Annotated in this window: 12 protein-coding genes; 2 read left to right on the top strand and 10 right to left on the bottom strand. The window is 42.7% G+C overall.

Annotated elements, in window-relative coordinates:
- Positions 1-34 precede the first annotated feature (34 nt).
- The gene (locus RB604_RS09610; RefSeq protein WP_005924989.1) at positions 35-1,099 is read right to left on the bottom strand and encodes a DUF3810 domain-containing protein; all 1,065 of its coding nucleotides are present in this window, start codon (positions 1,097-1,099) and stop codon (positions 35-37) included.
- A 175-nt stretch (positions 1,100-1,274) separates the two neighbouring features.
- Here RB604_RS09610 and RB604_RS09615 point away from each other — a divergent pair, with 175 nt between their 5' ends.
- Positions 1,275-3,908, top strand: a complete 2,634-nt coding sequence (locus RB604_RS09615; RefSeq protein ID WP_055295137.1) for a valine--tRNA ligase — start codon at positions 1,275-1,277, stop codon at positions 3,906-3,908.
- Between the two features lie 114 nt (positions 3,909-4,022).
- Here RB604_RS09615 and RB604_RS09620 read toward each other — a convergent pair whose 3' ends face one another.
- The 7 genes from RB604_RS09620 to RB604_RS09650 all read right to left on the bottom strand — a co-directional run bounded on the left by RB604_RS09620 (position 4,023) and on the right by RB604_RS09650 (position 13,606).
- Entirely contained in the window at positions 4,023-4,469 is a 447-nt protein-coding gene (locus RB604_RS09620; RefSeq protein ID WP_005924983.1) for a hypothetical protein, read from the bottom strand.
- Positions 4,470-4,535: 66 nt separating this feature from the next.
- Positions 4,536-5,633 carry a DUF6340 family protein gene (locus RB604_RS09625; RefSeq protein ID WP_005924980.1) on the bottom strand — a complete coding sequence of 366 codons (1,098 nt, stop codon included), beginning with the start codon at positions 5,631-5,633 and terminating at the stop codon, positions 4,536-4,538.
- A gap of 245 nt (positions 5,634-5,878) precedes the next feature.
- On the bottom strand, positions 5,879-9,196 hold the full coding sequence (gene secA / locus RB604_RS09630) for a preprotein translocase subunit SecA (protein WP_007478500.1): 3,318 nt from the start codon (positions 9,194-9,196) through the stop codon (positions 5,879-5,881).
- Between the two features lie 48 nt (positions 9,197-9,244).
- Positions 9,245-10,819, bottom strand: coding sequence for an alkaline phosphatase family protein (locus RB604_RS09635; protein ID WP_055295139.1), 1,575 nt, complete (start codon positions 10,817-10,819; stop codon positions 9,245-9,247).
- Positions 10,816-12,021 (bottom strand): lipoprotein N-acyltransferase Lnb, encoded by a 1,206-nt coding sequence (gene lnb / locus RB604_RS09640; RefSeq protein ID WP_055295141.1) that lies wholly within the window; start codon positions 12,019-12,021, stop codon positions 10,816-10,818. Before lnb ends, RB604_RS09635 begins: the two co-directional genes overlap by 4 nt.
- 296 nt (positions 12,022-12,317) lie before the next feature.
- Positions 12,318-12,833 carry a P-loop nucleotide/nucleoside kinase family protein gene (locus RB604_RS09645; RefSeq protein WP_007478498.1) on the bottom strand — a complete coding sequence of 172 codons (516 nt, stop codon included), beginning with the start codon at positions 12,831-12,833 and terminating at the stop codon, positions 12,318-12,320.
- 23 nt (positions 12,834-12,856) lie between these two features.
- Positions 12,857-13,606 carry a class I SAM-dependent methyltransferase gene (locus RB604_RS09650; protein WP_007478497.1) on the bottom strand — a complete coding sequence of 250 codons (750 nt, stop codon included), beginning with the start codon at positions 13,604-13,606 and terminating at the stop codon, positions 12,857-12,859.
- A 590-nt stretch (positions 13,607-14,196) separates the two neighbouring features.
- Between RB604_RS09650 and RB604_RS09655 the strand changes: the two genes are divergently transcribed.
- Positions 14,197-15,465 (top strand): sensor histidine kinase, encoded by a 1,269-nt coding sequence (locus RB604_RS09655; protein WP_005924964.1) that lies wholly within the window; start codon positions 14,197-14,199, stop codon positions 15,463-15,465.
- Positions 15,466-15,595: 130 nt separating this feature from the next.
- Here RB604_RS09655 and RB604_RS09660 read toward each other — a convergent pair whose 3' ends face one another.
- Together RB604_RS09660 and RB604_RS09665 are read right to left on the bottom strand one after the other, a co-directional pair.
- Positions 15,596-16,369 (bottom strand): DUF4373 domain-containing protein, encoded by a 774-nt coding sequence (locus tag RB604_RS09660; RefSeq protein WP_005924962.1) that lies wholly within the window; start codon positions 16,367-16,369, stop codon positions 15,596-15,598.
- A gap of 246 nt (positions 16,370-16,615) precedes the next feature.
- On the bottom strand, positions 16,616-16,963 hold the full coding sequence (locus RB604_RS09665) for an SH3 beta-barrel fold-containing protein (protein WP_005924960.1): 348 nt from the start codon (positions 16,961-16,963) through the stop codon (positions 16,616-16,618).

The following is a 16,963-nucleotide window of genomic DNA, read 5'->3' on the forward strand; positions in this document are numbered from 1 at the left end:
TTTATGTATAATCCATGAGCTCTCTTTGTGATATTTACTTTCCTGATGACTTCTCTTCCGTGCGGGAAGCATGATATGAGATCAATAGTCCTATGACTTCTGAATAGTTTTTCCGTCCGCTTTCTATTTTGTTTCCTTTGAGGTAAAGGTCGTATATCCAATTCTGTATGTTACCGATCAGCGGACTGTACTTTGCCATCCAATAGGTTTGATTGGAACGGGCTAATTCTATAATTTCCGGGCGGATACGGTTGAATAGTTCCGTATATTCCTCTTCTGTCAGGAGTCTTCGTGCATTACCGAGAACATGGCTCAGTATGGAGAAATACCCACTGAAACGTATACTCTCCACCTGAGAGCGGGTACAAACCTCGTAAGCATAAAAGTTGGCTTCGGCTTCACTGGTTATTCCCAATAGATGAGCGAGTTCATGTGTATACGTTGCCGGATATTGTGACGGAGGCAAGTCTCCGTTCAGGGTGAATTCACAAAAGAAAGGTCCCATGCTGCCGCTTACCCCTACCATCGAGATGAGAGGAGTGAATAACATCGTTTTTGCTCTGGGCGAATCATAGGGAGGGCGGTGTATCCCCAGGGTGTCACTAATCTGCTTGTATCCTTTGACAGCCTCTTTGCAGACTCTATTTTTGTCGATACCGGTAATTGGCACATACGAATTATTCAGATGCCGGATGTATTCCTTTACAAATGCCTTGAATTTATCGGGGGTATATGCCACATAAGGAATATGGGTGCGTTCGTAAAAATTCTTTTGCGAATAATTCAACCCCCATGCCAAATAAAACCACACATATATCCATAATAGATATTCACCGTCACGTAGCACTATCTTTTTCCACGGTTGTTTTTTTATCCGTCCGTAAATCGGGTAAGCAATTACGCCGATAATGCTGAGGAATATGAACAGATCGCCTATGGCGAAAGGAAACAGACGGGAAAAAGAAGACAGACACAGTGAGATGACAGGATAGACGGATCGTGCATAAAATTCGCCCATGACGGATATTGCCTGAGTGCTCCACACAACCAATAAAAGAATTCCTAAAACAATATATCGTATTTTTTGTCTTCGCTTCATGATCCGTCTTTCCTTTTAGGAAACAAAAATATGCATTTATTAAATGCTGCACGAAAAATTACTTCTATATTTTTCCTTCCATATGCAGAAACAACCGGAGAGTGGTAAGATTTGAATTTAAATTATTAATTTTGCACCCATTATTCGAAATAAATTAAATATATAGAAACGTAACATGGAATTAGCAAGTAAGTACAGTCCCGCTGACGTGGAGGGAAAGTGGTACCAGTATTGGTTGACCCACAAATTATTCAGTTCGAAACCCGATGGCCGTGAACCTTACACCGTCGTCATTCCGCCTCCTAACGTCACTGGTGTGTTACACATGGGACACATGCTTAATAATACCATTCAGGATATTTTGGTTCGTCGTGCCCGTATGGAAGGCAAAAATGCTTGCTGGGTGCCGGGAACGGACCATGCTTCTATTGCAACGGAAGCGAAAGTCGTAAATAAATTGGCTTCGGAAGGTATTAAAAAGACGGATTTGACCCGTGATGAGTTTCTGAAACATGCCTGGGCATGGACGGATGAACACGGAGGAATTATCCTGAAACAACTTCGTAAACTGGGAGCTTCCTGCGATTGGGATCGCACTGCTTTCACTATGGATGGAAAGCGTAGTGAAAGTGTGCTGAAAGTATTTGTCGATCTTTATAATAAAGGACTTATCTATCGCGGTGTGCGCATGGTGAACTGGGATCCGAAAGCGTTGACTGCTCTGTCGGACGAAGAGGTAATCTATAAAGAAGAACATGGAAAACTTTATTACTTGCGTTATAAAGTAGAAGGTGATCCGGAGGGACGTTATGCCGTGGTGGCTACCACTCGTCCGGAAACGATTATGGGTGATACGGCTATGTGTATCAATCCGAACGATCCTAAAAATGCCTGGTTGAAAGGTAAGAAGGTGATTGTGCCATTGGTAAACCGTGTGATTCCGGTTATTGAAGATGATTATGTGGATATCGAATTCGGTACCGGTTGTCTGAAGGTAACTCCTGCCCACGATGTGAACGACTATATGTTGGGTGAAAAGTACAATCTGCCGAGCATCGATATTTTCAATGATAACGGAACACTGAGCGAAGCTGCCGGCCTGTATATCGGTATGGATCGTTTTGATGTCCGCAAGCAGATAGAGAAAGATCTCGATGCTGCCGGATTGCTCGAAAAGACGGAGGCTTATACTAACAAAGTAGGCTATTCGGAACGTACTAATGTTGTGATCGAGCCGAAACTTTCTATGCAATGGTTCCTCAAGATGCAGCATTTTGCCGATATGGCATTGCCCCCTGTAATGAATGACGAACTGAAATTCTATCCTCCCAAATATAAGAATACCTATCGTCACTGGATGGAGAACATCAAAGACTGGTGTATCAGCCGTCAGTTGTGGTGGGGACACCGTATTCCGGCTTATTTCTTGCCGGAGGGTGGCTATGTGGTAGCTTCTACGGACGAGGAAGCATTGAAGTTGGCAAAAGAGAAGACCGGAAATGCGGCATTGACGATGGCGGATCTCCGTCAGGACGAGGACTGTCTGGATACTTGGTTCTCTTCTTGGTTGTGGCCGATTTCTTTGTTCGATGGAATTAATAATCCGGGCAATGAAGAGATAAAATATTACTATCCTACGAGTGATCTTGTCACCGGTCCGGATATTATTTTCTTCTGGGTAGCCCGCATGATTATGGCCGGTTATGAGTACGAAGGCCAGATGCCGTTCAAGAATGTCTATTTCACCGGTATCGTTCGCGATAAACTGGGACGTAAGATGTCAAAATCACTGGGCAATTCACCCGACCCGTTGGAGCTGATTGATAGATACGGTGCTGATGGCGTACGTATGGGAATGATGCTTGCAGCCCCTGCCGGTAATGATATTCTCTTTGACGATGCATTGTGCGAGCAGGGACGTAATTTCTGCAATAAGATATGGAACGCTTTCCGTCTGATCAAGGGATGGCAGGTGGACGACCATGCCGAAATACCAGAAGCTTCCCGTCTGGCTGTACATTGGTTTGAATCGAAACAGAACGAAGTGGCAGCGGAAGTAGCCGACTTGTTCGGTAAATATCGCCTAAGCGAAGCGTTGATGGCTGTTTATAAGTTGTTCTGGGATGAGTTCTCTTCTTGGTATCTGGAAATGATTAAACCGGCTTACGGACAGGCCATCGATCGTTGCACTTATAATGCTACCCTTTGTTTCATGGATAATCTGCTTCATCTGCTTCATCCGTTTATGCCTTTCATTACCGAGGAGTTATGGCAGCAGATGTGTGAGCGTGAAGATGGTGAAAGTCTGATGGTAAGTGCGCTTACATTGGATTCGTACGTAGATACGGATTTTGTGAAGCAGTTTGAAGTGGTGAAGGAGGTAATCAGTAATATCCGTACTATTCGTTTGCAGAAGAACATTGCACAGAAAGAGGCGCTCGAGTTGCAGGTGGTAGGAGAGCATCCGGTAGTCGAGTTCAATGCAGTGATTACCAAGATGTGTAATTTATCTGCTATTACAGTTGTAGATGCCAAAGCCGAAGGAGCGGCATCCTTTATGGTGGGAACTACGGAATTTGCTGTACCATTGGGAAATATGATCGATGTGGAAGCGGAGATTGCCCGTATGGAAGCCGAACTCAAGCATAAAGAAGGATTCTTGCAAGGCGTGCTTAAAAAGCTAAGCAACGAGAAATTCGTAAACAATGCTCCGGCAGCTGTGATCGAGATAGAACGCAAAAAGCAGTCGGATGCGGAGAGTATTATAAAATCTTTGAAAGAAAGTATTGCTGCTTTAAAGAAAGCATGATTTTCATTTTTCGTCTAATAGAAAAGGCATCTCAATTATTGGGATGCCTTTTTTATTAGGTATTTCTATTTGTAAAACTATTATCGGAAAATAGGAGAGGAAAAGAAGCAGTTATTATTTTTCAAGCAATTCTTTCAAGAATGCATCAAGCTCCTGGTCCAAGCCTTTCAGTAGTTCGTCGTTTACCAGTAACGTATCATCGTCTACCAGAAGCAGTTCGGCAATGGTCTCTCTTTCTTCATCAACCAGGACAAAAGAATACGGCTTGAGGATGGTGAGTTTGTCAAATTCTCCGCTTTCCTTCATTCTACAGAGAATGGGACGTAGTATACGCTCGGCATTTTCATAAAAATCATCATTTTCGTATGCCGACCATTCCTCTATTAGTACGTTTGCCAGTTCATCATCTTCGTCATCGAAGATGCAAAGCTCGCCGGAATTCTGATTAGGCTGTATATGAATATCTGTAACGATCGTTTGTTCGCAACCGCAAGCAAACTTGCCGATTGCCTTTCGGATAGCCGATTCGATTACAGATTGTGATTGTTGACTCAGTTTCATGGGTTTTTCCTCCTTAGTTATTTAGTCCAAAGGTATAAAAAAAATGCCAACCTTCATATGATTTCATTAAAAATCATCATTAAATCGGCTCATTTGCATATTTAATGTCGATAATCCGTTCATTCTTTTCTGCAAGTCTACTAAATAAAGGCTGATCATCACATAATTCGGTATTCGCGAAAGATCTTGTTTCCCTTTTTTTTCATCGTCGATCTTTTCTACTTTCCGGGCGAGTTCCTGTGCTTTTAATGCCCATTTTTCTGCTTCCGGGATGTCATCTTTCATCTCATGATAAACGGCGATGTTGTGCGCTGCATACATCTTCTTCCTGTCACTTTTGCTTGTTTCAAAGGCTTGTTGCCAGAGATTGAAAGCTTTGTCCCATGAATTCTCACGGACGTATATGATGGCATCTCGCATATATACAGAGCCGTTGGCATAAAGCTGGCGTGTTGCCGAAGTCCAATAGGGCAGGAGATGCTTGACGGGAATGGTTCCGGCAAATTCGGAGGCCTCTTTCAGCATCTGTTCTTCTTTGATCATATGGTTTTCCACATAAGCAGGCGTGTTGCCGTATTCTTCCCAAAAAATACTGTCACTCGGAGTGATAGTTAGCATGGGGCGTATCCGGTTCGGAACGTAAATTTTTACCGTTGGCTGTGCCAGCAGGTCGATAGTACCATAATAACATTGCCAGTCGGCAAGATAGTGAATATATTTTGTGGCTTTCAATTGCAGGTTTTCCAAAGCTATCAGAAAATCTACATCTAACTTGTCGGTCAGTTCGCCTACTTCTTCTTGGCTTAATGTCTCTTCACGTGCTATTTTATCATCGGCACGTAATGCAGAGTCACAAATGACGACTTCATCGAAATAATTTCCGTCCGCTATGGCTCTGGCCAATGATTCTGTTGCTATGCCCGCATCTCCGTGGGTGTAGGCTATGGCACGGGCTACTTCATTACCCGATATCGGCTTTTCTGCTTCTATCCATTTATTGTCGGGGATTGCACTGACATTATTTACAATAGCTACCCGACGCAGTTCGGGAGGAAAATTGATTTCAGCCGGCATCATGTAATCGATGGATATCTGTTCGATGGTTTGGCATGAACCAAATATCAGACAAGAAAGCAATGTAAGAAAGAATGAATATTTTGCCATAGTCTTGTTTTCTTTATTTAGCAAAAATACGATTTTGTGTGGATAAAAAAAAGTCCAAAACAATATTTAATTGTTTTGAACTTTTTTAGGAGGTGAGCAGGTAGTTAGGAGGTGGAATTTAGTAGTTAGGAGTTAGGAGTTGGTAGTTAGAATCCTTTAGGCATGTGTACCAAAGCTAATACTCTGCATGGATTCTATCTCCTACCTTCTATCTTCTAACTTCTACTTTCTATCTCCTATCTTCATCACTTCCCTTGCCCGTGGCAGTTCTTGTATTTCTTACCGCTACCGCATGGGCAAGGATCGTTACGTCCTACTGTTTTTTCAGCACGTATCGGTTCGCGTCTTACTGCTTCGCGGGTATCTTGCTGTGCGGCGGCTTGCTGGTTCGGATCGTTCAGATCTTGTTTCTGTTCGCGATATTTACTCATATCCTGACGACGTTCGGGAGCGGCTTCACGTACTTCCACGCGTTGTGGCTGTTCGGGGGCTTCCTGTACAGGAATCTGTCCGCGCATCAGAATAGAGACTGTCTGATTATTGATCTTGTTTACCATTGTGTCAAACAGGTTGACAGACTCCAGTTTGTAGATCAACAACGGATCTTTCTGTTCATAGCTGGCGTTCTGTACAGAATGTTTCAATTCATCCAGTTCGCGCAGGTTCTCTTTCCACGACTCATCGATAACGTGGAGCAGGATTGATTTTTCGAAAGATTTCACCACCTCTTTAGATTCGCTTTCATAGGCCGCTTTCAGGTTGCAGGAGATGTTGTACATCCGTTTGCCGTCTGTGATAGGAATCAGAATGTTTTCATACATATGTCCCTGATTCTCATATACCTGTTTGATAACCGGGTTGGCTATTTGAGCCAGACGTTCCGATTTGCGTTTGAAGTTAGCCATTGCTTCATCGAATGTCTTTTCTGCTAATTTCTCTTTCTTTTCATTGCGGAATTCTTCTTCTGTGAAAGGAGCATCCATGGCCAGAGTCTGAAGCAGATCCAGTTTACAGCTTTCGTAGTCGGCATTGTTTTCGATGGCTGCGGCACAACGGTCCCATATCATGTTTACGATATCCATTCCGATACGTTCACCCATCAATGCATGCCGGCGTTTGGTATAGACTACCGTACGCTGTTTGTTCATTACGTCATCGTATTCAAGCAAACGTTTACGGATACCGAAGTTATTCTCTTCCACCTTTTTCTGTGCACGTTCGATGGAGTTTGAGATCATCTTATGTTCGATCATTTCTCCCTCTTGGAATCCTAATCTATCCATCACACTGGCGATACGGTCGGATGAGAAGAGACGCATCAAGTCGTCTTCCAGTGAGACGAAGAATACGGACGAACCCGGGTCACCCTGACGTCCGGCACGACCACGCAACTGACGGTCTACACGGCGGGATTCGTGACGTTCCGTACCGATGATGGCCAAACCGCCGGCAGCTTTTACTTCCGGGCTCAACTTGATGTCGGTACCACGGCCTGCCATATTCGTAGCGATGGTAACCGTACCGCTCAAACCGGCTTTGGCTACGATGTCCGCCTCTCTCTGGTGCAGTTTGGCGTTCAATACGTTGTGTTCGATCTTGCGCATGGTAAGCATCTTGCTCAGCATTTCCGAAATTTCTACGGAAGTGGTACCTACCAGTACAGGGCGTCCGGCTTGAACCAGTTGCTCGATCTCTTCGATAACGGCTTTGTATTTTTCGCGTTTGGTTTTGTAAACGCGGTCATTCATATCTTTACGGGCGATAGGACGGTTGGTGGGGATTACCACCACATCCAGTTTGTAGATGTCCCAAAGTTCGCCTGCTTCCGTTTCGGCAGTACCGGTCATACCGGACAGCTTATGATACATACGGAAGTAATTCTGCAGGGTAATCGTTGCAAAAGTCTGTGTGGCAGCTTCCACTTTCACACGTTCTTTCGCTTCAATAGCCTGGTGCAGTCCGTCCGAGTAGCGGCGGCCTTCCATGATACGGCCGGTTTGTTCATCAACGATTTTCACTTGTCCGTCTATAACGACATATTCATCGTCTTTTTCGAACATGGTGTATGCTTTCAGCAATTGGTTGATGGTATGTACACGTTCGGATTTGATGGCATAATTGGTAAGCAGGGCATCTTTCTTTTCCAACTTCTGTTCGTCGCTCAGATCTTTTTCATTTTCCAGTTCGGAGAGCTGTGCTGCGATATCAGGCAAGACGAATAATGTCGGGTCGTCCGAGTTGCCTGTAATCAAGTCTACCCCCTTGTCTGTCAGGTCTACGCTGTTCAGTTTTTCATCGATAACAAAATACAACGGGTCCGTAGCCTCATGCATACGCTTGTTGTTTTGTTCCATGTATATTTCTTCTGTTTTCAGCATCCCTGCCTTGATACCTTGTTCACTGAGGTATTTAATCAATGCCTTGTTTTTCGGGAGTGCCTTGTGACTGCGGAAAAGAGCCAGGAATCCTTCTTCCACCTCTTTCTTGTCATCAGAAGCAATCAGTCTCTTCGCTTCTGTCAGATACTTGGTTGCCAATACTTTCTGTGCTTCCACAAGACGTTCCACCATCGGGCAGAGAGTTTCGAAAAGCTGGTCTTCGCCTTTAGGTACAGGACCGGAAATAATCAACGGTGTACGGGCATCATCGATCAATACCGAGTCTACCTCATCGACGATCGCATAATTGTGCTGACGCTGTACGAGGTCTTTCGGGCTGATGGCCATGTTGTCACGCAGATAGTCGAAACCGAATTCGTTGTTTGTACCGAAAGTGATGTCTGCCAGATAAGCCTGACGGCGTGCATCCGAGTTAGGCTGGTGTCTGTCGATACAGTCGACGCTCAGTCCGTGGAACATGTAAAGCGGTCCCATCCATTCCGAGTCACGTTTTGCCAGATAGTCGTTCACGGTTACAACGTGCACACCGTTTCCGGTCAGTGCGTTCAGGAACACAGGCAGGGTAGCCACTAAGGTTTTTCCTTCACCTGTCGCCATTTCGGCAATTTTACCTTTATGAAGCACTACGCCACCGAAAAGCTGTACATCATAGTGAATCATGTTCCATATCGTGTCGTTACCGCCGGCATTCCAGTGATTCTGATAGATAGCCTTGTCGCCTTCGATGCGTACGAAGTCTTTTGTTGCAGCCAGTGTACGGTCGAAGTCGGTAGCCGTAACCACCACTTCTTCGTTTTCCGTAAAACGTCTTGCGGTATCTTTCACGATAGAAAAAGCCACCGGCAATACTTCGTCGAGCGCTTTTTCGTATATTTCAAGAATTTCTTTTTCCAGTTTGTCTATTTGAGTGAAAATCTCTTCACGGTCTTCCAACTCTACGGTTTCGATACTGGCTTTCAGTTCTTCCACTTTAGCGCGTTCCTTGTTTGCAGAGTCGTGGATGTATTGCTTAAGTTCCTGTGTTTTCGCACGGAGACCGTCATTATCCAATTTAGCAACCTCCGGGTAAGCAGCTTTGATCTTGTTTACCCAAGGTTGAATTTCTTTCATGTCTCGCGTGGATTTGTTTCCGAAAATCGAGCTTAAAAATTCATTAAATCCCATTTGTGTATTCTATTTATTTATTATTTACTTAGATTGAAAAAAGTGTTTTTACCGTATGGTAAGCGGAGTTGCAGTGCAGGCATTGGGAGCCCTTATTCTCATGGCATTGGCCAGAGTGGGTGCAATATGGTCTACGGTAATAGGTGTTTGTATTACCTCCGGTTTTACTGAATTTCCAAAGAAGATAAGCGGTACCGGTATATGTGCGTGGCGGATAATTTTATTTTCCGACGGATTGTGTTCGTTGACAACCGTCCATCCCGGAAGCACATCGATTAATAAATCTCCGGAACGCTTGCGGTGGAAACCGTTGCGGATCATATGGATTTCCGGTGTCCATGCGCCTAACAGCAGACGGTGTGCGGAATAAACCTCATTCACGCCACTGAACTGTATCAGAAAATCAGCCGCCTTATCCTGTATTTCGGCCAGGTCGAGTTGTTTCTTTTCAATCAGTTTATGGTTGAGGTATATTTGCTGGTCCTGATAAGCTTCTACAAATTGGCCTTCACCATAAGTAGCCATCAGAAACATATTCAATAAAGCGGCGCAACGGTTCAGGTGGAATTCACCGCCCGGAATGCGGTAAAGCCCGTGGTCGGCAGCTTCCGTGTCTACATATCCGGTAGAGGTGATACAGAAAAGTATGTTTTGAAGCCCTATCTTCTTGTCGAGCACTTCCAGCAGGTGAGCAATGCTCTGGTCGAGCCTTACATACGTGTCCTGCAGCTCCATCGCGCATTCCTGTGATGTCTTGTGGGCATAATTGCCGGCATAATACATCAGTGAGAGCATATCCGGCACTTCGTCTTTCCCGATAGTGCTTTTATCCAGCAACTCTTCGGTCAGAAGATTGACTTCATCATTGACGAAAGGGCTGGCAATGAATCTGCGGAACTTATTTTGCCGTTCATTGTCGAATTTATATTTAAACGGCATATCTCTCCATTCAGGGAGATATACATATTTCTCCATCGGATGAACCGGTGTCCAGGTGATCTCTCCGATGCGGAAATCGATTGCCTGCCGGTCGTTATATTGGCTTACCCACCAGGGGAATTCCGTATAATAAGTAGTGCTACACCATTTTCCGGTATTTTCGTTCAGCCAGAAAGCACCGTTCCCGGTATGTCCTGCTGCAAAGATGGCAGCATCGCGGAAAGGGGCAATGGCATATACCAGTCCTTTATTGCGTGTAGCGATTTTTAGCTCGTCGGCGATGGTGGAAGTCAGTAACAGGGCCGGTGAACTGTTCTCGTCCGTGTAGTTCCCCATAAAAGCGGGGTCGTCTACACAACTCATCGATCGCAGGGTAGAAATATCCAGCCATTGATTGGCGATGATGCCGTTTATCGACGGAGTGGTTCCACTGTAGATAGCGGCCACGGCCGATGCCCGGTCTACTCTGTTGAATTTATATTCGGCGTTGCGGAATACTTTTCCCTCTTTCCAGAGCCGTTTGAATCCTTTTTCACCGTATAAGGAGGAGAACGCTTCCAGATAGTCCGTACGAAGCTGGTCGATTGTCAGTCCTACCACCAGTTTGGGAGTAGATGACATCGGCTGGGCCTGTAGTCCGGTAATGGTAAGTACGGTTATTATGGAAGTCAGTAATCCTTTCATTTCTTTTTTTTATAAGTCAAAATAAGATTGCTTGCAGAACGTATCAACAAACTAAGTGCCAAAGGTACGACAGCTAAATCAATTCTTTGCGGTATTAGCGGAAAAAGCAGTATAAAAAGTGTTAAAACTGTAAAGTTCAACACATGATACCAACATTTTCGGCCTTTTCTGGCGGCATTTATCATGATCGGGAGGAAAACAAGCTGTCCCGGATGAAAAACGAAAAGGAGATAATTAGAACTGACAGTAGGATGTTCGGAAAACAGGGCGAGGAAGGCAAGTATGCAACCGGCAATGCCGGCAGTGCCGAACCATATAATGTCTATTCCCCAAAGACTTTTGTTCCTCCGGATACCGTAGATGGTAGCTGCTGCTGTGAGTATGAGCAGAAGCAATGCTGCACGTATGGGAGTCAGGAGGTCCCAAAATCCTATCGTTCCGGGTGACGAGCCGTCGTCTTCACAACTGATAAGTGATGTGCTTTCCAGTACCAGAGGGCGTTCATTACCGTTGTTTACAATTCTGGCCGATGCTATTGCGTCTTCCAGATAAAAGGGAATAAACATCATCTGGCGGCTGGTGATGGGGCGGTCTGCCTCACTGCCGATACAAAGGTCGATGCCGAATTGCGACCACGGATGTCCTTGGGTGTATTGATGCACAATTTCCCGAAATGACTTCGTGCCGTCTTTTGCCGGGTAGTCATAAATAATTTTTCCTTCGATGCACTCTTCTATCTTATCTCTCGGACGGGTCGAACAGTTATCGTAAAAGAAGTTATACCGGTATGTCCGGTTTTCCGGTTTGCTGTTTTCTATGAGTAGTGAAGCTAACTTCCGGTTTTCATCCGGAGTCAGGTTCAATGTTTGTTGCCATACACTGCGTTCTTCGAATATATATTCGGCTGCAAACCGGTTGTATGGAGTGGCTCCCAATATATAGTCGGTTTGTCCGAGGGCAAAACGGAAGATAAAGTTGGGCGCTCCGAAATTGAACAATCCGTAGTTGAAAACAACATCGATTCCTTTGCCGGGATCTTCATAACGGATGGCAGTATGTCCGAAATAAGAATATATCTCTTCTCCGGGGGCACAAGTCAGCAGGCTGAGACGGATAGAATCGTTATCGTTACGGAAAACGTCTTCTCCTTTCGCTGTCAGGCATACGAGAAATAGAATTAATATTGTTTTTATTCTTTTCATAATGAACAATTATTCAGAGTGATTACCACAATCGCATGCAAAAGTAATACAAAGCTTATATTAAATCTGTATCTCTAACGAAAAAAAAGGAAAAACATGCTTTTTAATTATTTTAGATTTTTATCGGTTTGATTTAACCGATTGAGTAATAAACTTTTAACGGATTATTGAGATATATAGGTAACGATTTAGCAACCGTGCAAATTTCAGCGTTTTGCGTTGCTATGCTGTCAAATAAATTTTCTAAATGCAAAGTTAGAACAAATATTCAAAACTACAATGTCCCAATCAAAAAACTATATGCAGTCAATGTCAATTTGATAAGTATCATCAATCAGAATATGGTTATAGTGTCGTAACACACATTGTTCCAAGTTATACTCGTTTATTTTTATTATCTCGTCTAAGATTACATCAGAAGACAATCGTTTCTCTATGACTTTTTCGAATCGAAGAATATCATCCAAGTGAGTTTCTATATATTTTCTACTAAATATTAAACAGATATACTTGATTTGTCGCAAATCTTCAAGGGAGAAATCTTTTTCCCAACCAAACGGAATATAGCAGCCTTCCACAATCTGGTTCTGAGAATTTTCAATACAGGTCTTTATCATTTCCCGAACAATCGGCCACAGATATTCCGTCAGTTCTGCATCGCTGCTGTCAGCGGAAAGACCACACTGCCCGCTTCTGATAAGCCCCATTTTCAAATGGTCTATTGACAGATAGGGGTATTTATAGTATTCCAATAACCTTTGCGCCAGCAAGGTCTTCCCCGTATGGGTATCTCCCGCAATCAGAATAATCATTTTAGACTTTGTTATTATGGTTGTTACAACCCACATTCAAATAAAAACATTTCACATCGATCGTTAATGGCTATTTCCTTGTCAAAAGAAGAATAAGTTTTGACTTGAGTAAACCCGACTTCTTTCAAATATTCTTCCATTTCACCATACTTATAAAGGTGCGTCTGGAAATCCATAAATTCGCTTTGAATCAATTCCGTATCACTGTACATTTCATAAATTCCGGGAGAGAGCTGGGTCTGACTTTGCTCATCGTAATGGTTCTTCGACTTTAGCACCAGTTCAAAATTCTCCTTTGTCTTTACAGAAACCGCAATCGCATAATCATTGTCATCCGTACATCTATTGGCGATTGTATCAACAGCAAATACAAACTTACCCATTGGAGACAACCATTCTTTTATTCTGCACAAGATTTGTTTACACAAATCAATATCGGTAAATAATGACACAGAGCCCGAACTGATAAATATATAATCAAACTTTTCTCTTGGAGAATATTTCATAATATCAGCCTGAACGACTTTTGCCTCAGGCAATTTCTGTTTTAACTTTTGTAACATTTCATTGGATAAGTCTATGCCACTTATATCAAGCCCTCTTTCCACGAATGGGACAAGAAAACGTCCACTGCCGCATAAAGGTTCTAAAATCTTTTTTCCTTTTTCAGCATAAGAAAGATAAAAATTCAATTCGTCTTGCGGTGCTTCTGCATGCAAGATTTCGTACATCTCTGTACAAAGGTTTCCGTAATAGTTCTTCTCTTCAATCATCTTATGTAAATATATTATTCTCAATTATTTAATTCTGTAAGATTAATTACTTTGTTTTTATATAGTGTTTATACCTCTCTTGCTTTTCATTTTTCATATTATTCGATGTAAAATTAGCAAAAATACCGCACATCAGCCGTTTATGAGCGGCACTTTTTATTGTACTTTAATGTAATGAGGGAATTACAGTTTCAGTAGTTTATAGTGAGTTACCGACAACTATGTAAAATGCCGCAAAACACAGTAAAAGAATTATTTAGCAAGAAATCCGCACCCGTTGCGGGGGTAATGAGGTGGTAACTGAATTTCTGCACCGTTTGGCTTCGAGGTGGCATTCCGTTGGCTCTGCCCAATAGAAAAGCAAAACGTAACGAACGCTGTTTTAGCTAATTCGCTACACTTTGCTCAAATTTGCAATTCCGCTATGTGTTTTTTTAAAACAGTACAAATATGAGGAATTTTGTAAATATTTCGCTGATAGACAGTATAATAAAGGAGGCGGAAACTGCTGAATCATTTATTTTTTTCTAACTTTGCGAAAACTAAACGAGTGATTCTTTGCTGTTTTATATTAAAATATTACCTTAAATATGCCTAATCAGAATCTGTTCTTATGTCTTTTTTATGATGCCGCTCCGGTCGGTTTCATAGAAAAAGATATTGTTTATATGGTAAGTATAGCAGGAGTGATTATTGTGCTTACCTTGTTTTTCTTTATGCAGATGCGTATAAAGGCGTTGAAAGAAAAGGATCAGGAAGAACATTTGCGCCTGTTGGAAGGGATTCTTGATAACCTTCCGATTGCCGCCAAGGTGAAAGACGTGGATAATAATTGGCGTTATACTTTCTGGAACAAGAAGGCTGAAGAGCTTTTTGAATATCCGGCCGGAAGTGCTATCGGGAAGACTGATTTCGATACCATGCCCGAAGCTGCCGGGATGATAAGGGAAGAGGACGAAGAATTGGTACGAACCGGTATCGCACAGTCCGGTGTCCGGCATTTCTTTACTAATAAGAACGAAGAACGGTTTACTTTTCAGAATAATAATCTGCTCTCTTTTTCCAACGGGCGCAAATGGATCATCTATACGGCCTGGGACATTACCGACATGAAGAAATTGGAGCGGAACTGGCGCTTGGCGAAGGAAGAGGCCGAAGAATCCAATCGCATAAAGTCGGCTTTTCTGGCTAATATGAGTCATGAGATACGTACTCCGCTTAACGCCATTATCGGATTTTCCAGTTTATTGGCTACGGATGTTTCCGAAGAGGAAAGAATTGAATATCTGAGTATTATCGAGCACAACAATGCCATATTGCTGCAACTCATCAGTGATATTCTGGATTTGTCGAAGATGGAAGCAGGTACGTTGGAGTATGTCTATGTGAACGTAGATGTCAATAGTATGTTGCTGGAAATAGAACAAGCTGCCAGAATGCAGCAAACGAACAAGGAGGTCACTATACGTGCAGTGACATCTCTGCCCGATCTTTTTTTGTATACCGACCGGCGCAGAGTGACACAGGTTTTGAACAACTTTATCAGCAATGCCATGAAATTTACCCGCAACGGAAGCGTCCTGTTCGGGTATGAAGAACCTCGAGACGGACATATCCGTTTTTTCGTGACAGATACCGGTACCGGTATACCACCCGAAAATGTGCAGGATGTATTCAACCGGTTTGTGAAGTTGGATTCTTTCAAGCAAGGTACCGGATTGGGATTGGCCATTTCGCAGAACATCATCAAGGAGCTTAAAGGCGAGATAGGAGTGGAGTCCGAGTTTGGGAAAGGCTCTACTTTCTGGTTTACGCTTCCTTATGAGAAAATGACTGCTCATCGTGCTATCTCCCTGTGACTTTTTTCAGTGATGATTATAAGCTTTTTATAAAGGTATAAACTTCTTTTGTACAGAAATATACACTTTTGGATGATAAGAATATACACTCTTGGTATACAAAAATATATATTCTTATATCTGTTGATTATCAACTGTTTCTAAGTGATTTTATAAGATATTTCCCGGGCATTCCGATTTTATTCCACGGAGTTTGTGCCAGTATTTTCCATACGGCTGTACCGATTTCTCCATAATTGGACATTCGTAAAATCGCTTTTTTTTCTCCGATATCGATTATCTTGATTTGCTCCAGTGCCAATAGCAGGCCACCGTAATTGTGTGTTTTTGTATTGAGTGCGTATTCCGGCGGAGGAGATAAGACAAGATCTTCGTCCTTCTTCTTCCTATTTTCTTCTACTTTACTTTCCTCTACTCTACTTTGTCGGGAAATGTCTGCATTTTCCAGATTCAATTCCATTTGAGCAGGAGGAATGTCTGCACATTCTGACTTCGAACTTGTGTTCTGTCTGCATTTTATTTCTTCCAACAGATAGGGGAGTTTGGTCAAATCTCTTTTTCTGCGGCTTGTAGCCTCCAACCAGACACGTTGAATATCCAGCGAAGTCAGTATCTGCTGTTTCTGATAGCTCTCCTTGTCGAAAAATCCTTTTTCGAGTAGCAGGCTTACCATGCTTGTCACTTCTTCTTTGCTGTATTCTCTACCCAATTTGTAGGCAAATATTTCACACTGTTCTTCATCCCATGGGATGTAATATCCTTCTTTATAGATTTTGCAAAGTATTTTTATAAGAAAATAAGGTCCTTTGATGCCGTATTTTGCTTCCATTGATTCTGGAATAGCCCCCTCAAAGAAAGCCGATTTGGTAGGGAAATAAACGATCCCGAAAAATTCTGTAGCCATGATGGTTGGTGATTAGTAATTAGTAGTTAAAAGCTGGTAGTTAGAAGTTGGTAGTTAGAAGCTGGTAGTTAGAAGTTAGTAGTTGGTAGTTAGAAGTCGGTAGTTGGAAGTTAGTGGTAAGTAGCCGATAGTTAAAATTCTTTCTGTATATATGCCAAAACTAACCCTCTGCATAGATTCTAACTCCTAACTCCTAACTTCTGACTCCTAACTTCTGACTCCTAACTACCAGCTCCTAACTATCAATTATACCACTGGTTTCCATTCCAAGAAGTTTTCTATACGGAAACGCTTCCATTTTCTCTCTTCTACATCCCAATACATGACAGCTTCTTGTATTTTATTTCCTTCATATTCCCGTTTGAAATCATGCCGGTAATAAATCAGGGTTGCCTTTACAAATTGAAATTCTCCATCGATAGCCCGGCGATAAGCAATAACTGCATGTCCGTACTGCATATGATTTATTAAGGCTTCAATACGATTTGACATCCATGTGGCAGTAATTTCCGTATATCCTTTTTCTTGCATAATAAGTTTTACCCACTGATTTTTTGTGTTCTCCATGATAAAATTTGAATTTCTTTTTTTCAT

The sequence above is a fragment of the Bacteroides salyersiae genome (genome assembly GCF_031172035.1).
Lineage (GTDB): Bacteria > Bacteroidota > Bacteroidia > Bacteroidales > Bacteroidaceae > Bacteroides > Bacteroides salyersiae.

Excerpts from the sequence above, each read along its gene's own strand:
- RB604_RS09610 (WP_005924989.1), bottom strand. The coding sequence starts at position 1,099 with ATGAAGCGAAGACAAAAAATACGATATATTGTTTTAGGAATTCTTTTA.
- RB604_RS09615 (WP_055295137.1), top strand. The coding sequence starts at position 1,275 with ATGGAATTAGCAAGTAAGTACAGTCCCGCTGACGTGGAGGGAAAGTGG.
- RB604_RS09620 (WP_005924983.1), bottom strand. The coding sequence starts at position 4,469 with ATGAAACTGAGTCAACAATCACAATCTGTAATCGAATCGGCTATCCGA.
- RB604_RS09625 (WP_005924980.1), bottom strand. The coding sequence starts at position 5,633 with ATGGCAAAATATTCATTCTTTCTTACATTGCTTTCTTGTCTGATATTT.
- secA (WP_007478500.1), bottom strand. The coding sequence starts at position 9,196 with ATGGGATTTAATGAATTTTTAAGCTCGATTTTCGGAAACAAATCCACG.
- RB604_RS09635 (WP_055295139.1), bottom strand. The coding sequence starts at position 10,819 with ATGAAAGGATTACTGACTTCCATAATAACCGTACTTACCATTACCGGA.
- lnb (WP_055295141.1), bottom strand. The coding sequence starts at position 12,021 with ATGAAAAGAATAAAAACAATATTAATTCTATTTCTCGTATGCCTGACA.
- RB604_RS09645 (WP_007478498.1), bottom strand. The coding sequence starts at position 12,833 with ATGATTATTCTGATTGCGGGAGATACCCATACGGGGAAGACCTTGCTG.
- RB604_RS09650 (WP_007478497.1), bottom strand. The coding sequence starts at position 13,606 with ATGATTGAAGAGAAGAACTATTACGGAAACCTTTGTACAGAGATGTAC.
- RB604_RS09655 (WP_005924964.1), top strand. The coding sequence starts at position 14,197 with ATGCCTAATCAGAATCTGTTCTTATGTCTTTTTTATGATGCCGCTCCG.
- RB604_RS09660 (WP_005924962.1), bottom strand. The coding sequence starts at position 16,369 with ATGGCTACAGAATTTTTCGGGATCGTTTATTTCCCTACCAAATCGGCT.
- RB604_RS09665 (WP_005924960.1), bottom strand. The coding sequence starts at position 16,963 with ATGAAAAAAAGAAATTCAAATTTTATCATGGAGAACACAAAAAATCAG.